The sequence below is a fragment of the Actinacidiphila bryophytorum genome (genome assembly GCF_016916835.1).
Lineage (GTDB): Bacteria > Actinomycetota > Actinomycetes > Streptomycetales > Streptomycetaceae > Actinacidiphila > Actinacidiphila bryophytorum.
The window spans coordinates 157,096-176,849 of record NZ_JAFFIX010000007.1 but is presented as its reverse complement, the minus strand read 5'-3'; the positions used below and the strand labels follow the sequence as shown (position 1 = coordinate 176,849).

At 73.5% G+C, this 19,754-nt stretch carries 11 protein-coding genes; 7 read left to right on the top strand and 4 right to left on the bottom strand.

What is annotated here, in order from left to right; all coding sequences use genetic code 11:
* Window positions 1-13: 13 nt before the first annotated feature.
* The gene (locus JT723_RS13200) at window positions 14-2,461 is read right to left on the bottom strand and encodes a DNA gyrase/topoisomerase IV subunit A (protein WP_205044755.1); all 2,448 of its coding nucleotides are present in this window, start codon (window positions 2,459-2,461) and stop codon (window positions 14-16) included.
* A gap of 211 nt (window positions 2,462-2,672) precedes the next feature.
* Between JT723_RS13200 and JT723_RS13195 the strand changes: the two genes are divergently transcribed.
* From JT723_RS13195 to JT723_RS13185, 3 genes are all read left to right on the top strand, one after another.
* Complete coding sequence (locus tag JT723_RS13195; protein WP_205044754.1) at window positions 2,673-4,025, top strand: M16 family metallopeptidase; 1,353 nt, start codon at window positions 2,673-2,675, stop codon at window positions 4,023-4,025.
* Window positions 4,026-4,042: 17 nt separating this feature from the next.
* On the top strand, window positions 4,043-5,407 hold the full coding sequence (locus JT723_RS13190; RefSeq protein WP_205044872.1) for a M16 family metallopeptidase: 1,365 nt from the start codon (window positions 4,043-4,045) through the stop codon (window positions 5,405-5,407).
* Window positions 5,408-5,592: 185 nt separating this feature from the next.
* On the top strand, window positions 5,593-6,267 hold the full coding sequence (locus tag JT723_RS13185; protein ID WP_205044753.1) for a GntR family transcriptional regulator: 675 nt from the start codon (window positions 5,593-5,595) through the stop codon (window positions 6,265-6,267).
* A 148-nt stretch (window positions 6,268-6,415) separates the two neighbouring features.
* Here the strand turns inward: JT723_RS13185 and JT723_RS13180 are convergent, their stop codons facing one another.
* Window positions 6,416-6,706: an HPr family phosphocarrier protein gene (locus JT723_RS13180; RefSeq protein WP_205044752.1), complete on the bottom strand. Its 291-nt coding sequence runs from the start codon at window positions 6,704-6,706 to the stop codon at window positions 6,416-6,418.
* Between the two features lie 152 nt (window positions 6,707-6,858).
* Here JT723_RS13180 and JT723_RS13175 point away from each other — a divergent pair, with 152 nt between their 5' ends.
* The 4 genes from JT723_RS13175 to JT723_RS13160 all read left to right on the top strand — a co-directional run bounded on the left by JT723_RS13175 (window position 6,859) and on the right by JT723_RS13160 (window position 12,519).
* Complete coding sequence (locus JT723_RS13175; protein ID WP_205044751.1) at window positions 6,859-9,693, top strand: bifunctional acetate--CoA ligase family protein/GNAT family N-acetyltransferase; 2,835 nt, start codon at window positions 6,859-6,861, stop codon at window positions 9,691-9,693.
* Window positions 9,694-10,051: 358 nt separating this feature from the next.
* Window positions 10,052-10,636 (top strand): DUF5998 family protein, encoded by a 585-nt coding sequence (locus tag JT723_RS13170; RefSeq protein WP_205044750.1) that lies wholly within the window; start codon window positions 10,052-10,054, stop codon window positions 10,634-10,636.
* A complete protein-coding gene (locus tag JT723_RS13165) occupies window positions 10,636-11,823 on the top strand; it encodes an alkaline phosphatase family protein (RefSeq protein WP_205044749.1) in 1,188 nt (395 codons plus the stop codon). Before JT723_RS13170 ends, JT723_RS13165 begins: the two co-directional genes overlap by 1 nt.
* Before the next feature lie 45 nt (window positions 11,824-11,868).
* Window positions 11,869-12,519 carry a thymidine kinase gene (locus JT723_RS13160; RefSeq protein ID WP_205044748.1) on the top strand — a complete coding sequence of 217 codons (651 nt, stop codon included), beginning with the start codon at window positions 11,869-11,871 and terminating at the stop codon, window positions 12,517-12,519.
* A 45-nt stretch (window positions 12,520-12,564) separates the two neighbouring features.
* Here JT723_RS13160 and JT723_RS13155 read toward each other — a convergent pair whose 3' ends face one another.
* The gene (locus JT723_RS13155) at window positions 12,565-16,497 is read right to left on the bottom strand and encodes a discoidin domain-containing protein (protein WP_205044747.1); all 3,933 of its coding nucleotides are present in this window, start codon (window positions 16,495-16,497) and stop codon (window positions 12,565-12,567) included.
* A 141-nt stretch (window positions 16,498-16,638) separates the two neighbouring features.
* Window positions 16,639-19,728, bottom strand: a complete 3,090-nt coding sequence (locus JT723_RS13150; protein WP_205044746.1) for an alpha-mannosidase — start codon at window positions 19,726-19,728, stop codon at window positions 16,639-16,641.
* Window positions 19,729-19,754 lie beyond the last annotated feature (26 nt).

Sequence of the window (19,754 nt, the reverse complement as noted above, 5' to 3'; positions counted from 1 at the left end):
CGGCGCGGGCGGGCTACACCGGTCCCGCCACCACCGCCACCGGCTTGGCCAGCGGGACACCGGAGCCGTCCCGGCGCGGGTCCTTCGGCGGGAGGTCGGCGGGGGAGCCGGTCGCCGTCGCCGCACGGGCCGGGGCGGCCCCCGCCCAGGCCAGCAGCAGACCCGTCTCGCCGCGCAGGAAGCGCTGGCAGCGCACACCGCCGGTGGCCCGTCCCTTGCGCGGGTACTGCTCGAACGGCGTGAGCTTCGCGGTGCCCTCGCCGGCTCCGTCCAGGGTGTCCTCGGCACGGGCCACGGTGAAGACCACCGCGTCGGCCGCCGGGTCGACGGCGGTGAAGGAGATCACCTTGGCGCCGTCGGCGAGCTTCACGCCCGCCATGCCGCCGGCCGGGCGGCCCTGCGGGCGCACCTGCGAGGCCGGGTAGCGCAGCAGCTGGGCGTCGTCGGTGATGAAGACCAGGTCCTCCTCGCCGGTGCGCAGCTCCACCGCGCCGACCACCGTGTCGCCGTCCTTGAGGCCGATGACCTCCAGGTCGTCCTTGTTCGCCGGGTAGTCGGGCACGACGCGCTTGACCACGCCCTGCTCGGTGCCCAGCGCCAGGCCGGGCGAGGACTCGTCCAGCGTGGTAAGGCACAACACCCGCTCGCCGTCCTCCAGCGACAGGAACTCCGACAGCGGCGCCCCGCCGGCCAGCGAGGGCGACCCGGCGGTGTCCGGCAGCATCGGCAGGTCGATCACCGTCAGCCGCAGCAGCCGCCCGAAGGAGGTGACCGCGCCGACGTCCGCGCGGGCGGTGGTCGGCACCGCGGAGACGATCACGTCGTGCTTGACCCGCCGGCCGCCGCCCTCGCCCGGCTCGTCCAGCTGGGAGGTGCGGGCCAGCAGCCCGGTCGAGGACAGCAGCACCCGGCAGGGGTCGTCGGCGACCTCAAGCGGCACCGCGGAGACCGGCGCGCCGGCCGACTCCAGCAGCACCGTGCGGCGCTCGGTGCCGTACTGCTTGGCCACCGCGGCCAGCTCCGCGGACACCAGCTTGCGCAGCTCGGCGTCGGACTCCAGGATCCGGGTCAGCTCGGCGATCTCCTGGTCGAGCTTGTCGCGCTCGGCCTCCAGCTCGATGCGGTCGAAGCGGGTCAGCCGGCGCAGCGGGGTGTCCAGGATGTACTGCGTCTGGATCTCGGAGAGCCCGAAGCGCTCCATCAGGCGCTCCTTGGCCTGCGCCGCGTTGTCGCTGGCCCGGATGATCGCGATGACCTCGTCGATGTCGACCAGCGCCACCAGCAGGCCGTTCACCAGGTGGAGGCGGTCGCGGCGCTTGGTGCGGCGGAACTCGCTGCGCCGCCGCACGACCTCGAAGCGGTGGTCGACATAGACCTCGAGCAGCTCGCGCAGGCCCAGGGTGAGCGGCTGGCCGTCGACCAGGGCCACGTTGTTGATGCCGAAGGAGTCCTCCATCGGCGTGAGCTTGTAGAGCTGTTCGAGCACGGCCTCGGGGTTGAAGCCGTTCTTGATCTCGATGACCAGCCGCAGGCCGTGCTCGCGGTCGGTGAGGTCCTTGACGTCGGCGATACCCTGCAGCTTCTTCGCGCCGACCATGTCCTTGATCTTGGCGATGACCTTCTCGGGGCCGACGGTGAAGGGCAGTTCCGTGACGACCAGGCCCTTGCGGCGGGCGGTGACGTCCTCCACCGAGACGGTCGCGCGGATCTTGAAGGTGCCGCGGCCGGTCTCGTAGGCGTCCCTGATGCCGGACAGGCCGATGATGCGGCCGCCGGTCGGCAGGTCGGGTCCCGGGATGTGCCGCATCAGGGCGTCCAGGTCCGCGTTGGGATAGCGGATCAGGTGCCGGGCGGCGGCGATGACCTCGCCCAGGTTGTGCGGCGGCATGTTGGTGGCCATGCCGACCGCGATCCCGGACGCCCCGTTGACCAGCAGGTTCGGATACGCCGACGGCAGGACGGCCGGTTCCTGCTCCTGGCCGTCGTAGTTGGGCGCGAAGTCGACGGTGTCCTCGTCGATCGACTCGACCATGAGCTGGGCGGGCCCCGACATGCGGGCCTCGGTGTACCGCATCGCGGCCGGCAGGTCGTCCAGCGAACCGAAGTTGCCGTGCCCGTCGACCAGCGGGAGGCGCTGCGAGAACGGCTGCGCCATACGCACCATGGCGTCGTAGATCGACGCGTCGCCGTGCGGGTGCAGCTTGCCCATGACCTCGCCGACGACCCGGGCGCACTTGACGAAGGCGCGGTCGGGGCGCAGGCCCATCTCGTTCATCTGGTAGACGATGCGCCGGTGCACCGGCTTCATGCCGTCACGGGCGTCGGGCAGGGCGCGCGCGTAGATCACCGAGTAGGCGTACTCAAGATACGAGGCCTGCATCTCGTCCACGACGTCGATGTCGAGGATGCGCTCCTCGAAGCCGTCGTCGGGCGGCGGGGTCTTCGTCGTGCGGCGGGCCATCTCGGCGGCGCTCCTTCGTCTGGACCGGAAGGTCGTTCGGCTGGACCGGTGAACTGACGCGGACCATTGTGGACCGCGCCACCGACAACGCCGACCACGACCCGGCACGAGCGCGCCCGCGACCGGGAACTTCGCCGCCCGCCGACTCGCTTGCCTAGAGTGGCAGCACTCTACGCAGTCACGAGCACGCGACCGGAAGGACAGCTTGCCCATGGGTCACACGGCCACGCCGGAGGCACACTCCAGCGGCCTGACAGCCACCGAGCACCGCCTGGCGAACGGCCTGCGGGTGGTGCTCTCCGAGGATCACCTCACCCCGGTCGCCGCCGTCTGCCTGTGGTACGACGTCGGTTCGCGGCACGAGGTCAAGGGTCGCACCGGTCTCGCCCACCTCTTCGAGCACCTGATGTTCCAGGGCTCGGGGAGCGTCAAGGGCAACGGCCACTTCGAACTGGTCCAGGGCGCGGGCGGCTCGCTCAACGGCACCACCAGCTTCGAGCGCACCAACTACTTCGAGACGATGCCCGCCCACCAGGTCGAGCTGGCCCTGTGGCTGGAGGCCGACCGGATGGGCAGCCTGCTGGACGCCCTGGACCAGGAGTCGCTGGACAACCAGCGTGACGTGGTCAAGAACGAGCGCCGCCAGCGGTACGACAACGTGCCCTACGGCACCGCCTTCGAGCGGCTCACCGCGCTGGCCTACCCCGACGGCCACCCCTACCACCACACCCCGATCGGCTCGATGGCCGACCTGGACGCGGCCTCCCTTGAGGACGCCAGGTCCTTCTTCCGCACGTACTACGCGCCGGGCAACGCGGTGCTCGCCGTGGTCGGCGACATCGACCCGCAGCAGACGCTGGCCTGGGTGGAGAAGTACTTCGGCAGCATCCCCGCGCACGACGGCAAGCCCGCACCGCGGGACGGCTCGCTGCCCGAGGTGATGGGTACTCAGCTGCGCGAGGTCGTCGAGGAGGACGTGCCCTCACGCGCCCTGATGGCCGCCTACCGGCTGCCCGAGGACGGCACCCGCGCGGGTGACGCCGCCGACCTGGCGCTGACGGTGCTCGGCGGCGGGGAGTCCTCCCGGCTGCACAACCGCCTGGTGCGCCGCGACCGTTCCGCGGTGACCGCGGGCTTCGGGCTGCTGCGGCTGGCGGGTGCGCCCTCGCTCGGCTGGCTGGACGTCAAGGCGTCCAGCGGGGTCGAGCTGACGGCCATCGAGGCGGCGGTGGACGAGGAGCTGGCGCGTTTCGCGGCCGAGGGCCCCACCCCCGAGGAGATGGAGCGGGCGCAGGCCCAGTTGGAGCGCGAGTGGCTGGACCGGCTCGCGACGGTCGGCGGGCGTGCCGACGAACTGTGCCGCTACGCCGTGCTCTTCGGCGACCCGCAGCTGGCGCTGACCGCGGTGCAGCGGGTGCTGACCATCACGCCCGAGGAGGTCAAGCAGGTGGCCGCGGCCCGGCTGCGCCCCGACAACCGGGCCGTGCTCGTCTACGAGCCCACCGGCGGCGGCCAGCAGGACGACCAGGAGCAGGACCAGGACGAGGAAGAGGGCGAGCTGTGAGCGACACCGCTGCCGTCATGACGTTCCACCCGCAGCCGCAGGCCGGCGACCCCAAGCCGTGGGCCTTCCCCGCCCCCGAGCGCGGCTCGCTCGGCAACGGCATGACGCTGCTGACCAGCCACCGCCCCGGCCAGCAGGTCGTCGCCGTCGAGGTGCTGCTCGCGGCGCCGCTGGACGCCGAGCCCGAGGGCCTGGACGGCGTCGGCACCATCATGGCCAGGGCGCTGTCGGAGGGCACCGACCAGCACACCGCCGAGGAGTTCGCCGCCGAGCTGGAGCGCTGCGGCGCCACCCTGGACGCGCACGCCGACCACCCCGGGGTGCGGGTCTCGCTCGAGGTGCCCGCCTCCCGGCTGGACCGGGCGCTCGCGCTGCTCGCCGAGGCGCTGCGGGCGCCGGCCTTCCCCGACGACGAGATCAAGCGGCTGGTCGCCAACCGGCTGGACGAGATCCCGCACGAGCTGGCCAACCCGGCGCGGCGGGCCGCCATGGCGCTGTCCGAGGAGCTGTTCCCCGCCACGCTGCGCTGCTCCCGGCCCCGGCAGGGCACGGAGGAGACGGTCCGCAGGATCGACGCGGACGCGGTGCGCGCCTTCTACACCGCCCATGTGCGGCCCGCGACGTCCACCGCGGTCGTGGTCGGCGACCTGACGGGCATCGACCTGCCCGCGCTGCTGGACGACACGCTGGGCCGCTGGACCGGCTCCAGGGCCGAGCCGCGGCCCCGCCCGGCGATCACCTCGGACGACACCGCCCGGGTGGTCATCGTGGACCGGCCGGGCGCGGTGCAGACCCAGCTGCTCATCGGGCGCAGCGGTGCCGACCGGCACGACCCGGTGTGGGCGGCGCAGGTCCTCGGCACCTACTGCCTGGGCGGCACCCTGACCTCCCGGCTCGACCGGGTGCTGCGCGAGGAGAAGGGCTACACCTACGGGGTGCGGGCCTTCGGCCAGGTGCTGCTGGGCTCTGCCGACGGTACGGGCGCGGCGCTGCTGGCGATCAGCGGCTCGGTGGCCACCGAGGTCACAGGGGAGGCGCTGGCCGACCTGCGGCAGGTCATCCGCACCCTCGCCGAGGGCGGCCTGACCGACGACGAGCGCGACGTGGCGGTGCAGAACCTGGTCGGCGTGGCGCCGCTGCGCTACGAGACGGCCGCCGCGGTGGCGGGCACGCTCACCGACCAGGTCGAGCAGGAGCTGCCCGACGACTTCCAGAGCCGGATGTACGCGCGGCTGGCGGCCACCGGGACCGTGGAGGCCACCGCCGCCGTGGTGAGCGCCTTCCCGCTGGACCGCCTCGTGGTGGTGCTGGTCGGCGACGCCTCGGTGATCGCCGAGCCGGTGCGCGCGCTGGATATCGGCCCGGTGCGCGTCATCAGCTGAGTCCCGGGCAGCTGAGCCCCGAGCGGCAGCAGCGCAGCCCCGCGAACCCCGGCGCCCGCCACGGCGCCGGGGTTCGCCGCGTACCGGCGCAATTCAGGGGCCGCATTCCCTTTTCCTGCGGTGCTGGAATAGAGTCGCTGCAGAATAACGGGGAAAGAACGGAGTCCTGCGATGCGGAATCGGATGTGAACGGGACGGAAGGCACGGCCCGGCGTATCTCGGCCGAGGTGGTGTGTACGGCCATCCGCGACGACATCGTCGGCGGTTACTTCCCGCCGGGCAGCCGGCTGACCGAGGAACTGCTCGCACAGCGCTACGGGGTCTCCCGGGTGCCGGTGCGCGAGGCGCTGCGCACCCTGGAGTCCGAGGGCTTCGTCCGCACCCGCAAGCACGCGGGCGCCTCGGTCGCCGAGCCGACCGAGCAGGAGGCCGCCGACCTGCTGGACATACGCGGGCTGCTGGAGCCGCTGGGGACGGCCCGGGCGGCGCAGCGGCGTACCGACGCGCATCTGAAGGTGCTGCGCGGTCTGGTCAGGCTCGGCCAGGAGCGGGCGGTGCAGGGGCAGTTGTCCGACCTGCCGTCGCTGAGCGGCTGGTTCCACGAGACGCTGGCGCAGGCTTCGGGCAGCCCGACGCTGGCCGCGCTGCTGATCCAGCTGCGGCACAAGATCTCCTGGGTCTACGCCGACGCCGGCTCGGCCAGGGCCGCGGAGGCGTGGGAGGAGCACGCGGCGATCGTGGACGCGGTCGCCCGCGGTGACGCGGAGCGGGCGCGCCGGCTCGCCGCCGTCCATGTCGAGCACGCGGCAGCGGTGAGGACCCTGAAACACCGCGTAAACGCAGTGCGCCGCCGCAATTAACAAACGCACCGTATACAAGAGTCGTGAATTGTCGGCGCACTATCGCGCCGTGCAATTGCGGAAAAGCGGGTCCCGGCAATCCGGGGGGACTGCCGGGACCCGCTGGAATTCCGCATGCTCGCGTGCGGCGCGGCCACGCGGGAAGCTCTCAGACGGTCTCGGGGAGTTCTTCCAGGCCTTCCGCGACCAGCTTCGCCAGCCGGTCGAGCGCGGTGGCGGCCTGCTCGGCGTCCTCGGCATCGGAGGCCAGTACGACCTCCTCGCCGCCCTGCGCGCCCAGGCTCAGCACCGCGAGCATCGAGGCGGCGTTCACCGGGCCGCCGTCGGCCTTGGCGATGGTCACCGGCACCCCGGCCGCGGTCGCCGCACGGACGAAGATGGACGCGGGGCGGGCGTGCAGGCCCTCCGCCCAGCCGATGTTGACGCGGCGCTCAACCATGGTGTCTGCCCCTCAATGTGTGTCAGGTCTTCCAAGTTGTCTAGACCATTTTTGCACGCCGGGAGTGCTGCTCAGGCACGCCGGTGCGCATGCCCAAGACTGCCCCCTGCGCCTGCCCGCCGCGAGCCGGGCACGCCGCATACGCTGGGGCCATGACCGACCAGCAGGACCCGCAGGACCCCGTGCGACGGCCCTACCCCGTCCACTGGGAGGCCGACGTCGTCCTGCGGGACGGTGGCATCGCGCACATCAGGCCGATCGGCCCCGACGACGCGGGGCGGCTGGTCGACTTCTACGAGCAGGTCTCGGACGAGTCGAAGTACTACCGCTTCTTCGCGCCCTACCCGCGGCTGTCCGACCGGGACGTCCACCGCTTCACGCACCACGACTACGACGACCGGGTCGGCCTGGCCGCCACCGTCGGCGGCGAGTTCATCGCCACCGTCCGCTACGACCGCACCGACGACAACGGGCGGTCGGCCGCGGGGCGCGGCGGCACCCGCGCCGAGGTCGCCTTCCTGGTGCAGGACGCCCACCAGGGCCGCGGGGTGGCCTCCGCGCTGCTCGAACACATCGCGGCCGTCGCCCGCGAACGCGGCATCCTGCACTTCACCGCCGAGGTCCTGCCGGCCAACCGCAAGATGGTCAAGGTCTTCACCGACGCCGGTTACACCCAGCAGCGCAGCTTCACCGACGGCGTCGTCCACCTCGACCTCGACCTGGAGCCCACGACCGAGTCGGTGCAGGTCATGCGGTCCAGGGAGCACCGGGCGGAAGCCAGGTCCGTGCAGCGGCTGCTGCGCCCGGAGTCGGTCGCGGTCATCGGCACCGGGCGCCGCCCCGGCGGGGTCGGCCGCACCCTGCTGCGCAACATCGTCGCCGGCGGCTTCACCGGGCGCCTCTACGCCGTCAACCACTCCTTCCCGCCCGGCGCCGAGATCGACGGCGTCCCCGGACACCGCTCGGTGCGCGAGATCGCACAGGGCGGCGGCACCGTCGACCTCGCGGTGATCGCCGTCCCCGCGGAGCGGGTGCCCGAGGCGGTCGCCGACTGCGGCGAGGCCGGGGTACGAGGCCTGGTCGTCGTCGCGGCCGGCTACTCCGAGAGCGGACCCGAGGGCAGGGAACGCCAGCGCGAACTCGTACGGCAGGCCCGAAGCCACGGCATGCGGGTCATCGGGCCGAACGCCTTCGGCGTGCTCAACACCGCACCCGGCGTCCGGCTGAACGCCTCGCTTTCCCCCGAGATGCCGCGCAGCGGCCGGCTCGGGCTGTTCACCCAGTCCGGCTCCATCGGCATCGCCCTGCTGTCCGGGCTGCACCGGCGCGGCGCGGGACCGTCCACCTTCGTCTCGGCGGGCAACCGCGCCGACGTCTCCGGCAACGACCTGCTCCAGTTCTGGCAGGACGACCCCGACACCGACGCGGTGCTGATGTACCTGGAGTCCTTCGGCAACCCCCGCAAATTCACCCGGCTCGCCCGGCGCACCGCCGCGGCCAAGCCCGTCGTGGTGGTCAAGGGTGCGCTGCACACCGGGGCGGTGCCCGCAGGGCACCAGGTGCCGGTGGCCCGCATCCCCGACAGCACCGTCAACGCGCTCTTCCGGCAGGCCGGGGTCATCCGGGTCGACACCGTCACGGAACTCCTCGACGCCGGGCTCTTCCTCGCCCTCCAGCCGCTGCCCGCGGGCGACCGCATCGCGATCCTCGGCAATTCCGAGTCGCTCGGGCTGCTCACCTACGACGCCGCCCTCACCGCGGGTCTGCGCTCCACCCCGCCGCTCGACCTCACCACGGCCGCCACGCCCGCCGACTTCGCCGCCGCACTCGCCGCCGCGCTCGCCGACCCGGAAACGGACGCGGTCGTGGTCACCGCGATCCCCCGCGTCGGGAGGGAGGAGCCGGCGGACCTGCTCTCCGACGACTCCGGCCTCGCGGCAGGCCCCGGCGGCCCGGACGCCGCTGCCACGCTCGGCGGCGAAGGGGAAGGCGGGGACGACCCCGCACTCGGCGAGGCGCTGCGGGCCGCAGCCGCCGGGGACAAGCCGGTCGTCGTCGTGCACCTGGCCCTCGACGGGCTCGCCGACCGGCTGGCCGGGCCGGGCGGGGACGGCGCCCCGCGCATCCCCGCCTACCGCGCGCCCGACCGGGCCGTCCGCGCGCTCGCCGAGGCCGCCGGGTACGCCGCATGGCGCGCGGGGGCGGCGGAACCCGGCAGGGTGCCGCAGTTCGACGACATCCAGGAGGCCGCAGCCGCCGACGACGTACGGCGCATGCTGCCCGCCGGCTCCCCGCCCGAGGGCGTCACCCTGTCCGACCAGGACGCGACGACGCTGCTCGGCCGCTACGGCATCGAGGTCCGCCGCGCCCTGCCCGCGCCCGACCCGGACGCCGCCGTCGCCGCGGCAGCCGCGCTCGGCTACCCGGTCGCGCTCAAGACCACCGCCCCGCACCTGCGGCACCGCGCCGACCTCGGCGGGGTACGGCTCGACCTCGCCGACGAGGGCGACCTGCGGCGGGCCTACGACGAACTGACCGCCCGGCTCGGCGGACCCGCGGAGGCGGGACCCGTCGTCCAGGCCATGGCGCCGCGCGGCGTCGACACCGTGGTGCGGGCCGGGGTGGACCCCGGCGCCGGGTCCGTCCTGTCCTTCGGCCTCGCCGGGCCGCCCTCCGAGCTGCTCGGCGACATCGCCCACCGGCTCGTCCCGGCCACCGACCGGGACGTCGCGGAACTGGTCCGCTCCATCAAGGCGGCGCCGCTGCTCTTCGGCTGGCGCGGGGCGGAGCCGGTCGACACGCAGGCGCTCGAAGAGCTGCTGCTGCGCGTGTCGCTGCTGGCCGACGACCTTCCCGAGGTCGTCGGGGTCTCGCTGGACCCGGTGGTGGTGGCGGCGGAGGGGGTGGCGGTTCTCAGCGCCACCGTGCGGGTGGCTCCGCCACCCGCCCGAACCGACCTGGGGCCGCGCGCCCTGTCCTCCTTCTGACCCTCCGGGTCCCGGTTTGCCCTCCGCCCTGCCGGGCCGGCATCCCTTCGGGACCTGACCCGCCGTCTCGGCTGGGCGCGCAGTTCCCCGCGCCCCTGGGTGGTTGCCCCTCGCGGTGGGCTCCTCGCCTGCCCGCCGTCGTGGCTTGTCGCGCCCGCGCGGCGGCAGCCGCAGATCAGGTGCAGCCCCGCGCCCCTGGGTGCGTGCCTCCTGCGGTGGGCTCTTCGCCTGACCCGCCGTCTCGGCTGGGCGCGCAGTTCCCCGCGCCCCTGGTGGTTGCCCCGTGCGGTGGACCTGCCCCAGGTGGTTGGCTTCTGGCGTAGAGGGGGAGGGGGGCGGTGGCGACTAGGATGGGCGCATGGCGAAGACCGGGACCACGTCGCAGGGGCTGCGGACGGCGATCGAGCGCAGTGGCTATTATCCGACGCTCGTGTCGGAGGCCGTGGAGGCGGCGGTCGGGCAGGAGCCGGTCGCGTCGTATCTGGTGCACCAGGAGACGACGTTCGACGCGAACGAGGTGCGGCGGCACGTCACCGTGCTGGTGCTCACCGAGGGCCGCTTCATCGTGAGCCACACCGACGAGCAGGCCGCGGACGACACGTCGCCGACGCCGTACGCGACGACCTCGACGGAGTCGGTCAAGATCGGCCGGATCTCGTCGGTCGTGGTCAGCCGGGTGGTGGCGAACCCCGAGTCGTACACGCCGGGCACCCTGCCGCGCGAGGTCGTGCTGACGATCGGCTGGGGCGCGGTGTCGCGGCTGGACCTGGAGCCGGCCGCGTGCGGGGACCCGAACTGCGAGGCCGACCACGGCTACACCGGCTCGTCGACCGCCGACGACCTGTCGCTGCGGGTGAGCGAGGCGGGTGACGGGCCCGACACCGTACGGCAGACGCTGGCCTTCGCTCAGGCGCTCTCCGAGGCGACCGCGGCCGTCGACTGATGGGCCGTCCGTTCCCCGCAGATCCTGTGCCGCTCGACCCGCGCAAGGCTCCCGTGCCCGGCTACGGGAGTGCCGCGCTGTGCGACGTGATCCCCGCCGCGGTGGCGGGCTTCGGTGTTCCGGGGATGCCCGCGACCGGGCTCACCCTGGCGCCGGCCGACCGGGTGTGCGTCTTCCTGGTGGACGGGCTGGGCTGGGAGCTGATCGGGCGGCACCCGCAGGAGGCGCCGTACCTGTGCTCGCTGCTGGGCTCGTCGCTGGGGGGCAGCGGCCGGCCGCTGACCGCCGGCTTCCCCGCGACCACCGCGACCTCGCTGGCCTCGGTCGGCACCGGGCTGCCGCCGGGGGCGCACGGCCTGGCCGGCTACACCACGCTGAACCCGGACACCGGCGAGCTGATGAACCAGCTGCGCTGGCAGCCCTGGACGCAGCCGTCGGCCTGGCAGCCGTATCCGACGGTCTTCCAGCTGGCCGACGCGGCCGGGATCGCGACCTGCCAGGTGTCGTCGCCGACCTTCCAGCACACCCCGCTGACGAAGGTCGCGCTGTCCGGCGGGGACTTCCACGGGCGGCTGACCGGCGAGGAGCGCATGGACCTGGCCGCGGACCGGCTGGCCGCTGCGGACCGGACGCTGGTCTACACGTACTACAGCGAGCTGGACGCGATGGGCCACCGGCACGGCGTGGACTCCGACGCGTGGCGCGGCCAGCTGATGATGGTGGACCGGCTGGCGCAGCGGTTGGCCGAGCAGCTGCCGCCGCGGGCGGTGCTCTATGTGACCGCCGACCACGGCATGATCGACATCCCCTTCGACGAGGACTCGCGGATCGACTTCGACGAGGACTGGGAGCTGCGCGCCGGGGTCGCGGTGCTCGGCGGCGAGGGCCGGGCCCGGCATGTCTACGCGGTGCCGGGCGCCGCGGCCGACGTGTACGCGGTCTGGAGCGAGGTGCTGGGGGACCGCATGTGGGTGGCGACCAGGGACGAGGCGGTGCAGGCCGGCTGGTTCGGCCCCCACCCGGAACCGCGGGTGCTGGCCAGGATCGGCGACGTGGTCGCCGCCGCGTGCGACGACGTCGCGATCACCGCGTCCAGGACCGAGCCGGGGGAGTCCAGGATGACCGGTCTGCACGGTTCCATGACCCCCGTCGAGCAGCTCGTGCCGCTGCTCGAAGTACGCTCCTGACCTCGTACGCCCCCCGTCTCCGATCGAAAGGCCGCCGTCCCGCCCATGCCCGAGCTGGTCTTCTTCTCAGGAACGATGGACTGCGGTAAAAGCACGCTCGCCCTGCAGATCGTCCACAACCGCACCTCCCGCGGACTGCAGGCGGTGATCTTCACCAAGGACGACCGGGCGGGCGAGGGCAAGCTGTCGTCGCGGCTCGGCCTGGTCACCGACGCGGTCGAGGTCGTCGACGGCATGGACCTGTACGCGCATCTGGTCGGGCTGATAAGCCGCGGCGGCCGGGTGGACTACGCGGTGGTGGACGAGGCGCAGTTCCTGGCGCCCGACCAGATCGACCAGCTGGCCCGAGCGGTGGACGAACTCGACCTGGACGTCTACGCCTTCGGCATCACCACCGACTTCCGCACCCGGCTCTTCCCGGGTTCGCAGCGGCTGATCGAACTGGCCGACCGCATCGAGGCGCTGCAGGTCGAGGCGCTGTGCTGGTGCGGTGTGCGGGCCACCCACAACGCCCGTACGGTCGGCGGGGTGATGGTCGTGGAGGGCGCGCAGGTCGTCGTCGGCGACGTCGACGGCAAGTCGGCCGAGGTCGGCTACGAGGTGCTGTGCCGCCGCCACCACCGGCGCCGGATGACCAGTGCGACCGCGGGCGCCGGGGCGCTGTCGCCGGACGTGCTCCCGGTCGTGCAGGGCTGACGCGGGACCGGGCGGCGAGGTGCGGCCGCCCGGTCCCACGGCCCGTCAGCCCGCCGAGGCGGGGCCGAACTCGGCGACGACCGTGCGGTCCGCCGTCACCGGGACGCCGACCGTCTGCGCGGTGCTCCCGAGGTCCGCGCCGTCCAGTGTCCAGCCGGTCAGCCGGAAGCCGGGTGCGGGCACGGCGGTCGCGGTGACCGTGTCGCCCTTCTCGTAGCGGCCGGGCTCGGTCGCGTTTCCGGTGATGCGGACCGTGCCGCCGGTCGCCGGCTCGGCGCTCGCCGTCACGGACTGCTGCACCATGTTGATCACCATGATGCCGTAGAGCTTCGCGGGGCCGGTCGACGTCGTGCCGTTGTAGCGCATCACGTTGACCGCGCTGACCTGGGCGCCCGCTTCCGCCTTGACGGTGTAGCCGCCGTCGCCGAGGTTGTCGGTGCCCAGGTTGTAGGCGTGGACGTCACCGGAGTCGACGACCAGGCCGTTGTGCATGCCGTAGCCGAAGACGTCCAGGACGGTCAGACCGCGGGCCCCGTCGACGTGCACCAGGTCGGTGTTCTTGCGGGTGACGCCGTCGATGGTCTGGGGGAAGAGGTTGCTGCCCAGGCCCCAGTTGGGGACGCCGTAGCCGACGCGGGCCACGCCGTTGCCGTTGCTGAGGACGCCGTCGATGCTGCCGCCGTCGGCCGCGCCGACGTTGACACCGCGGTTGAGGAAGACGCCGGTCAGCTTGTGCACCACGAAGCCGTCGTCGCGCGGCGAGGACATGTCGACGCCGTTCCAGGCGTTGGTCAGGCCGACGTCGACGACGTAAGTGCCGCGCCCCGCGCCCCTGATGTCGTAGGGGTAGGGGACGTAGCCGGTGGCCGGGTTGTTCTCCGGGTGGAAGACCCGCAGCCCGCGCACCCCGGCGCCGGTGCCGTCCAGGGTGACGGCGGCGGTGGCCGTCGCCGTGTCGGAGCTGTCGCGTCCGGCGTGGGCCATCAGTACGGTGCCGCCGCTGTTCTGGCTCTCGTCGCGGTTCGGCGAGGCGGCGGCGCCGCGCAGCTCCACCCCCGCCGGGACGCGCAGGTGGCCGTCCAGGCGGTACCACCCGGCCGGCAGGTAGACCAGGCCGCCGCCCTGGGCGCCCGCCCGGTCCAGCACCTGCTGGATCGCCGCGGTCGCGTCGGCGGCCGGCTGGTAGCCGACGCCGTGCGGCACGCTGCTCGCCACGTACAGCACGTTCCGCTTCGGCCGGGGGTCGGCCGCGGGGGCGCGGAAGGCCGGTGCAGTGCCCGGCATGGTGATGACGGTGCCGCTGGTCGGGCCGGCCAGGGTGCTGGCGGTGGCCTTCACATAGCCCGCGGTGGTGTTGCGGACCGAGGCGGTGCTGCCCTGCAGGGTGCTGCCGGCGAGCGTCATGCCCCAGCGGGAGTCGAGGTCGTCCAGTTGCAGGGCGACGTCGGTGCGCAGCACCCGGACCTGCGCGAAGGAGCCGGTGAAGGTGGCCCGCTGGCCCTTCACCACGTGGATGCCGGTGCGGTAGTCGGACAGGGCGATCCGGGAGAACTGGTCCCACTCCAGGTCACCGAGCACGAGCCCGGTGCCGTTGGCCCGGGTCCAGGCGTCGAGCGCGGCGCGCTGCGGCGGCCGGTAGGCGGCAGGGGCGGCCGCCCAGTAGGCGTTGGAGAAGGTGATGTCGTCCCAGGTGCCGACGTCGGAGCCGTTGTAGGCGACGGCGCCTTCGGACAGCACGGTGCCCTTGATGTCGGCGAGCGTCGCCGACTCGTGGACCTGGCCCTGCACCGCGGGACGGCCCCGCTCGTCGGGCATCGTGGAGACGCCCACGCCTTTGTAGGAGTTGAGCATCGTGACGTGCTCCACGGTGCTCATCATGAAGTTCTCGTCGCTGTGCCAGGCGGAACCGGGGATCTCGAAGGTGTAGTTGTACGGCACCGGGTCGGTGGCGCTCTGGTGCGGGTAGTAGGTGGTCAGGCCCTGCACCGAGGCGCTGCCGCCGACCCGGAAGAGCACCGGGCCGTCCGCGCCGGGCGGCAGGTCGGCGCGGATCACCGTGCCGTAGTCGCCCTTGCCGCGGTCGGGGTCGCGGCGGTCGCCGCGCAGCGAGCAGAAGGCCGGGACCTCCACGGTGCCGGTGATCCGGTAGGTGCCGGCGCCCATCCACACGGTGCCGCCGCCCGCGTCCTGGCAGTCGTAGAGCGAGGCCTGAACGGCGGCGGTCGCGTCCTTGCGCCCGGTGGGGTCGGCGCCGTGGTCGCGCACGTCGAAGTCCGCGACGACCGGGCTCGCCGCCGGGTAGCGGGTGTCCACCAGCCGCGGGTGCCCGGTGGCCGCGGGCCTGTCGTAGACCCTCAGGTCCGCCAGCTCGACCCTGGTCACGCCTGCCGCGTAGCCGTGGACCGCGAGCTGGACGTAACGTGCCGTCGTCGTGGGGAAGGCGGTGGCGAAGACGTCGCCCGAGCCGGTGGCGCCGGTGCGGCCCGCGTCGGTGAAGTGTGTGCCGTCGCTGGAGACCCGGACAGTGTAGTCGGGGGCGAAGGCGCCGCCCCAGACCGCCTTGACCTGCGAGATGCGCCGGGCGCCGCCGAGGTCCGCGGTGAAGGTCTCGCCCTGCCCCGCGTCCCCGCTGACCCAGGCGGTGCCGCCGTCGCCGTCGATCGCCGCGCCCGGAGTGGAGCCCGCGGCGGAGGACGAGGCGGTGGCGGTGCCCAGGTGGGCCAGGTCGGTGTTGACCGCGGAGGCGCGGAAGGCGTCGAGCGCGGCGGACAGCGTGTGGAAGGCGGTACGCGCCTGCTCGTCGGTCACCCCGGTGCCTGCGGCAACGGAACGGGCCGCGTCGGCCGCCTGCTTGAGGGTGTCCTTGGCGCCCGCGGGGAACTGCCCGTCACGGGTGCCCTCGCGGGCCGCGGCATAGGCGGTGTCGGCCTGCGCGACCAGCTGCTTCAGGCCGGTCGTCGGGTCGAGCACGGCCGGCAGCGCGGTCACCGAGACCCGGGCGACCTTGAGTTCCGCCGCGCCGCCACCGGTGGTGATGCGGAAGTCGGAGCCGTTGGATCGGTTGGTGAGGATCGCGTCGTCCAGCAGGAAGGTGTGGGTCTTCCAGGTCCCCGAGTCGCCGTAGGTGAACAGCGGCGACTTCTTGAACATCTGCGGGATGGTGTCGCCGGGGGAGTCGTACTCGAGCTGGATCGAGCCGCTGCCCTTGTCGAGGTAGTCGATGCTGACGGCCACCGGGTCGCGGTTGTCGTAGTAGGTGCCGTCGTCGGCGTTCATGTAGAAGAAGCCGGTCTCGGCGCCCGGGTGGCTCTGGTCGGTGCCCCAGTAGCCGCGCCCGTCCTGGACGCCGGTCACCAGGTGGGTGTCGTTGTCGCCGGCTCTGGGGGTGACCCCGTGGGTGGCGACGGCGGTGCCGAGGTCCACCGACAGGCCGGCGGCCACCCGGATCGCGGCGACGGTCACGTCGGCCGGCGCGTCGCCCCGGACGGCGGAGATCCGCAGCTGCCGCCCGGCGGAGAAGTCCGCGGGGACGACGAACGCCCGGGTGGTGAAGGTGCCCGAGTCGCCGAGGTCCGCGCTGCCCAGCAGCTCGCCGCCGCCGCGGGTCAGCCGCAGGGTGCCGCTGCCGGTGTCCTGGTAGGTGACGGCGACGGTCAGCTGACCGGCCGTCACCGAGCCGGTGTAGTCGCTGTCGAGGTCGAAGGCGAGGTAGCCGGTGCCGGCCGCGACGTCGGTACGCCAGTACGGCGTGCCGGCCTGCGTACCGGTGCGCAGGCCGCCGGCGTCGTCGCCCGCGGTCGCGGTCAGGCCGAGCGTGAAGGGCTGCGGGCCGAGGTCGGCGCCGACGCCCAGCGGGTAGAGCGAGGGCGCGGCTGCCGCCGCGGGCAGCGACGCCGGCAGCAGCAGCGCCACGGCGGCGAGCAGCAGCAGTGCGGGCGCACGCAGCAGCGCCCCGAGTCGTATGCGTCTGGGTGGCACGGACAACCTCCGGTGGTCACGATGGGACGTGCGGGTCAGCGGTCGTGCGGAAGCGGCGCCCGCCGGACGGCGGCAGGCGTGCGGGCCGCGCCGCCCCCGCCGCGGGTGCGGCGGGTGCGGCGCGGTTCCGGCCGCGCGGGGTCAGGGCCTGCGCAGCCGGAGCGTGAGGATCTGGAAGGGCCGCAGCTCCAGCGGCAGTCCGCCGCCCGGCTCCGGGTCGAGCCGCTCCACCGGGTTCTCCAGCAGGTCGGTGACCTCGGCGCCGGCCACCGCGAAGTCGGCGCGCAGGGCGCCGCGGGCGGTGCCGCCGCGCGACTCGTAGAGCCGCACCACGACGTCGCCCGAGCGGTCGTCGGCGAGCTTGACGGTCTCCACGGTGATGTCCGGGTTGTCGACGGTGACCAGTGCGGCGCCGCCTGCGGGGGACGCGGTGGCGGGGCGCAGCGGCAGGTTGAGCGCGTAACCGGCCGCGATGGCGTCCTCGATGCCGGCGCCGACGACCAGGGCGTAGCTGAAGCTGTGCCGTCCCCGGTCGGCCTGCGGGTCGGGGCTGTGCGGGGAGCGCAGCAGCGAGAGCCGCAGGGTGGTCGTGGTGCCGCCGTCCTCGCGGGTCTGCCGGGACACGTCGTGGCCGTAGGTGGAGTCGTTGACGACCGCGGCGCCCCAGCCGTGCTCGCCGATGTGCACCCAGCGGTGCGCCCACAGCTCGAAACGGGCCGCGTCCCAGCTGGTGTTCTCGTGGGTGGGGCGGCGCACGTGCCCGAACTGGATCTCCGCGCTCTCGGTGTCGGCGTGCACGTTGACCGGCCACGCGGCCTTGAGCAGGGTGTCGCGCTCCTGCCAGTCGATGTCGGTCCTGACGGTGAGCCGGTCGCTGCCCGCGGTCAGCTCCAGGTGCTGCACCAGGTGCGAGGCGCCGAAGGCGCGCTCCACCCGCACCGAGGCCAGCAGCGGCCCGGACTCGGCCAGTTCGACCGACACCGCCTCGTCGAGGTTCCTGACGGTGTCGCGGTAGTAGCCGTCGATGTTCCAGGCGCTCCACAGGTTCGGGTCGTCGGGGTGCAGCTGCAGCAGGTTGCCCGCGCCCCCGGGCGCGACGGCCTCGCGGCGTGCCCGCAGGTCGTACACCGAGCGCACCAGCCCCGCGGCGTCGATCCGTACCCGCAGCACCCCGTTGTCCAGCACGGTCGTGCCGTCCTCGGCGCTCGCGGCGACCGGGGACGCGGTGCCGGCCACGGCGGCGCCGGTGCCCAGCGGCGGGGCCTCCACCAGGACGGCCCGCCGCCCGTCGGACAGCAGCTGGCCGCCTTCGGCCGGTGTGTCCTGCGGCAGTACGACAACCTCGCGCCGGGCGTAGGGTCCCGCGTTGAAGAAGGCCAGGCCCTCGCCGCCGGCCAGCGCCGTACCGATCACCTCGGCCAGCTCGGCCTGCAGCTGGGCGTGCACCGCCTCGGCCTCCTGGTGCACCCAGGCGATCGAGGAGCCGGGCAGGATGTCGTGGAACTGGTGCAGCAGCACCCGCTGCCAGATCGACTCCAGGCGCTCGTACGGGTAGGGCGCACCGCAGCGCACCGCCGCGGCCACCGACCACAGCTCGGCCTCGCGCAGCAGCGCCTCGGCCCGCCGGTTGCCGCGTTTGGTGCGGGCCTGGCTGGTGTAGGTGCCGCGGTGGTTCTCCAGGTACAGCTCGCCGCGCCACACCGGCAGGTGGTCGTACTCGGCGCGGGCGGCGGCGAAGAAGTCCGCGGGGCCCGCGACCTCGACCCGGGTGGAGCCCTCCAGGTTGCGCAGCCTGCGGGCCTTCTCCAGCATCTCCCGGGTGGGGCCGCCGCCGCCGTCGCCGAAGCCGAACGGGGCCAGCGAGCGGGTGGCCGCGCCCTTGTCGGCGAAGTTGCTCTCGGCGTGCGCCAGTTCCGCGCCGGTCAAGCTCGCGTTGTAGGTGTCGACCGGCGGGAAGTGGGTGAAGATCCGGGTGCCGTCGATGCCCTCCCACTCGAAGGTGTGGTGCGGCAGCCGGTTGGTCTCGTTCCACGACAGCTTCTGGGTGAGGAACCAGCTCGCCCCCGCCAGCTTCGCCAGTTGCGGGTAGGCGGCGGTGTAGCCGAAGGAGTCCGGCAGCCACACCCCCTCCTGCGCGATGCCGAACTCCTCGGTGAAGAAGCGCCGGCCGAAGACCAGCTGCCTGGCCAGCGCCTCGCCGCCGGGCAGGTTGCCGTCGGCCTCCACCCACATGCCGCCGACCGGCGCCCAGGTGCCGTCGGTCACCGCCTTCTTGATGCGCTCGAAGATCTCCGGGCGCCGCTCCTTCATCCAGGCGTACTGCTGCGCGGAGGAGCACGCGAAGACCAGCTCCGGGTACTCCTGCGCCAGCGTCGTCATGTTGGTGAAGGTGCGGGCGCACTTGCGCACGGTCTCCCGGATCGGCCACAGCCAGGCGGAGTCGATGTGCGCGTGGCCGACCGCGGTGACGGTGTGCGCCGAGGCGTACGCGGGCCGGGACAGGACGTCGGCGAGCCGGTCGCGGGCGGCCTGCGCGGTTCCGGGGACGTCGGTGACGTCGACCGCGTCGATCGCGTGGGCCAGCGCCCGCAGGATCTCGTGCCGTCGCGAACCGCCCACCGGCAGCTGCCGCATCAGCTCGTCGAGCACCTCCATGTCGTGCATCAGGTGCCACACCGCGTCCTCGCGGACCGCCAGGTGCGCCTCCTTGAGCCGGTAGAGGTGGGCGGTGCCCGCGGTCTCCTTGGAGCCGAAACGGGTGCCGACGGACTTGGCGCCCTCGATCATCGGGTTGGCCGCCAGCTCCACCAGCAGGTCCACCGGCTCGCCGCCGGCGGCGGGTTCCGCCAGCAGCACGCTGCGGTGGTGCGGGTGCAGCCCCTGCAGCGGCGACCCGTCGGCGTCGTGCACGAAGCCCTCGGCCTGGCCGCCGGGACCCATGGACAGGTCGAAGCCCAGGTCGAAGACGGCCTCGACCCGCTTGCCCGCCCACTCGTGCGGGATGCGGCCGGTGACCTTGAGCCAGCTGGTCGACCAGGGGCCGCCCCAGGTGTCGCCGACGGCCATGGGTTCGTAGTCGGCGGCCAGGGCGTCGGCCACCGGTACGGGTTCGCCGGGGACGTGCCAGACGGCCAGTCCGCACGGCACGGGGTCCCCGTGGAGTGCGGGTCTGACCGCCTGCGCCAGGAACTTGGTGATCCGCTCTTCGACGATGTGCCGGTCGTCATGCACAGGTGTGCTCTTTCTGCTGGATGGTC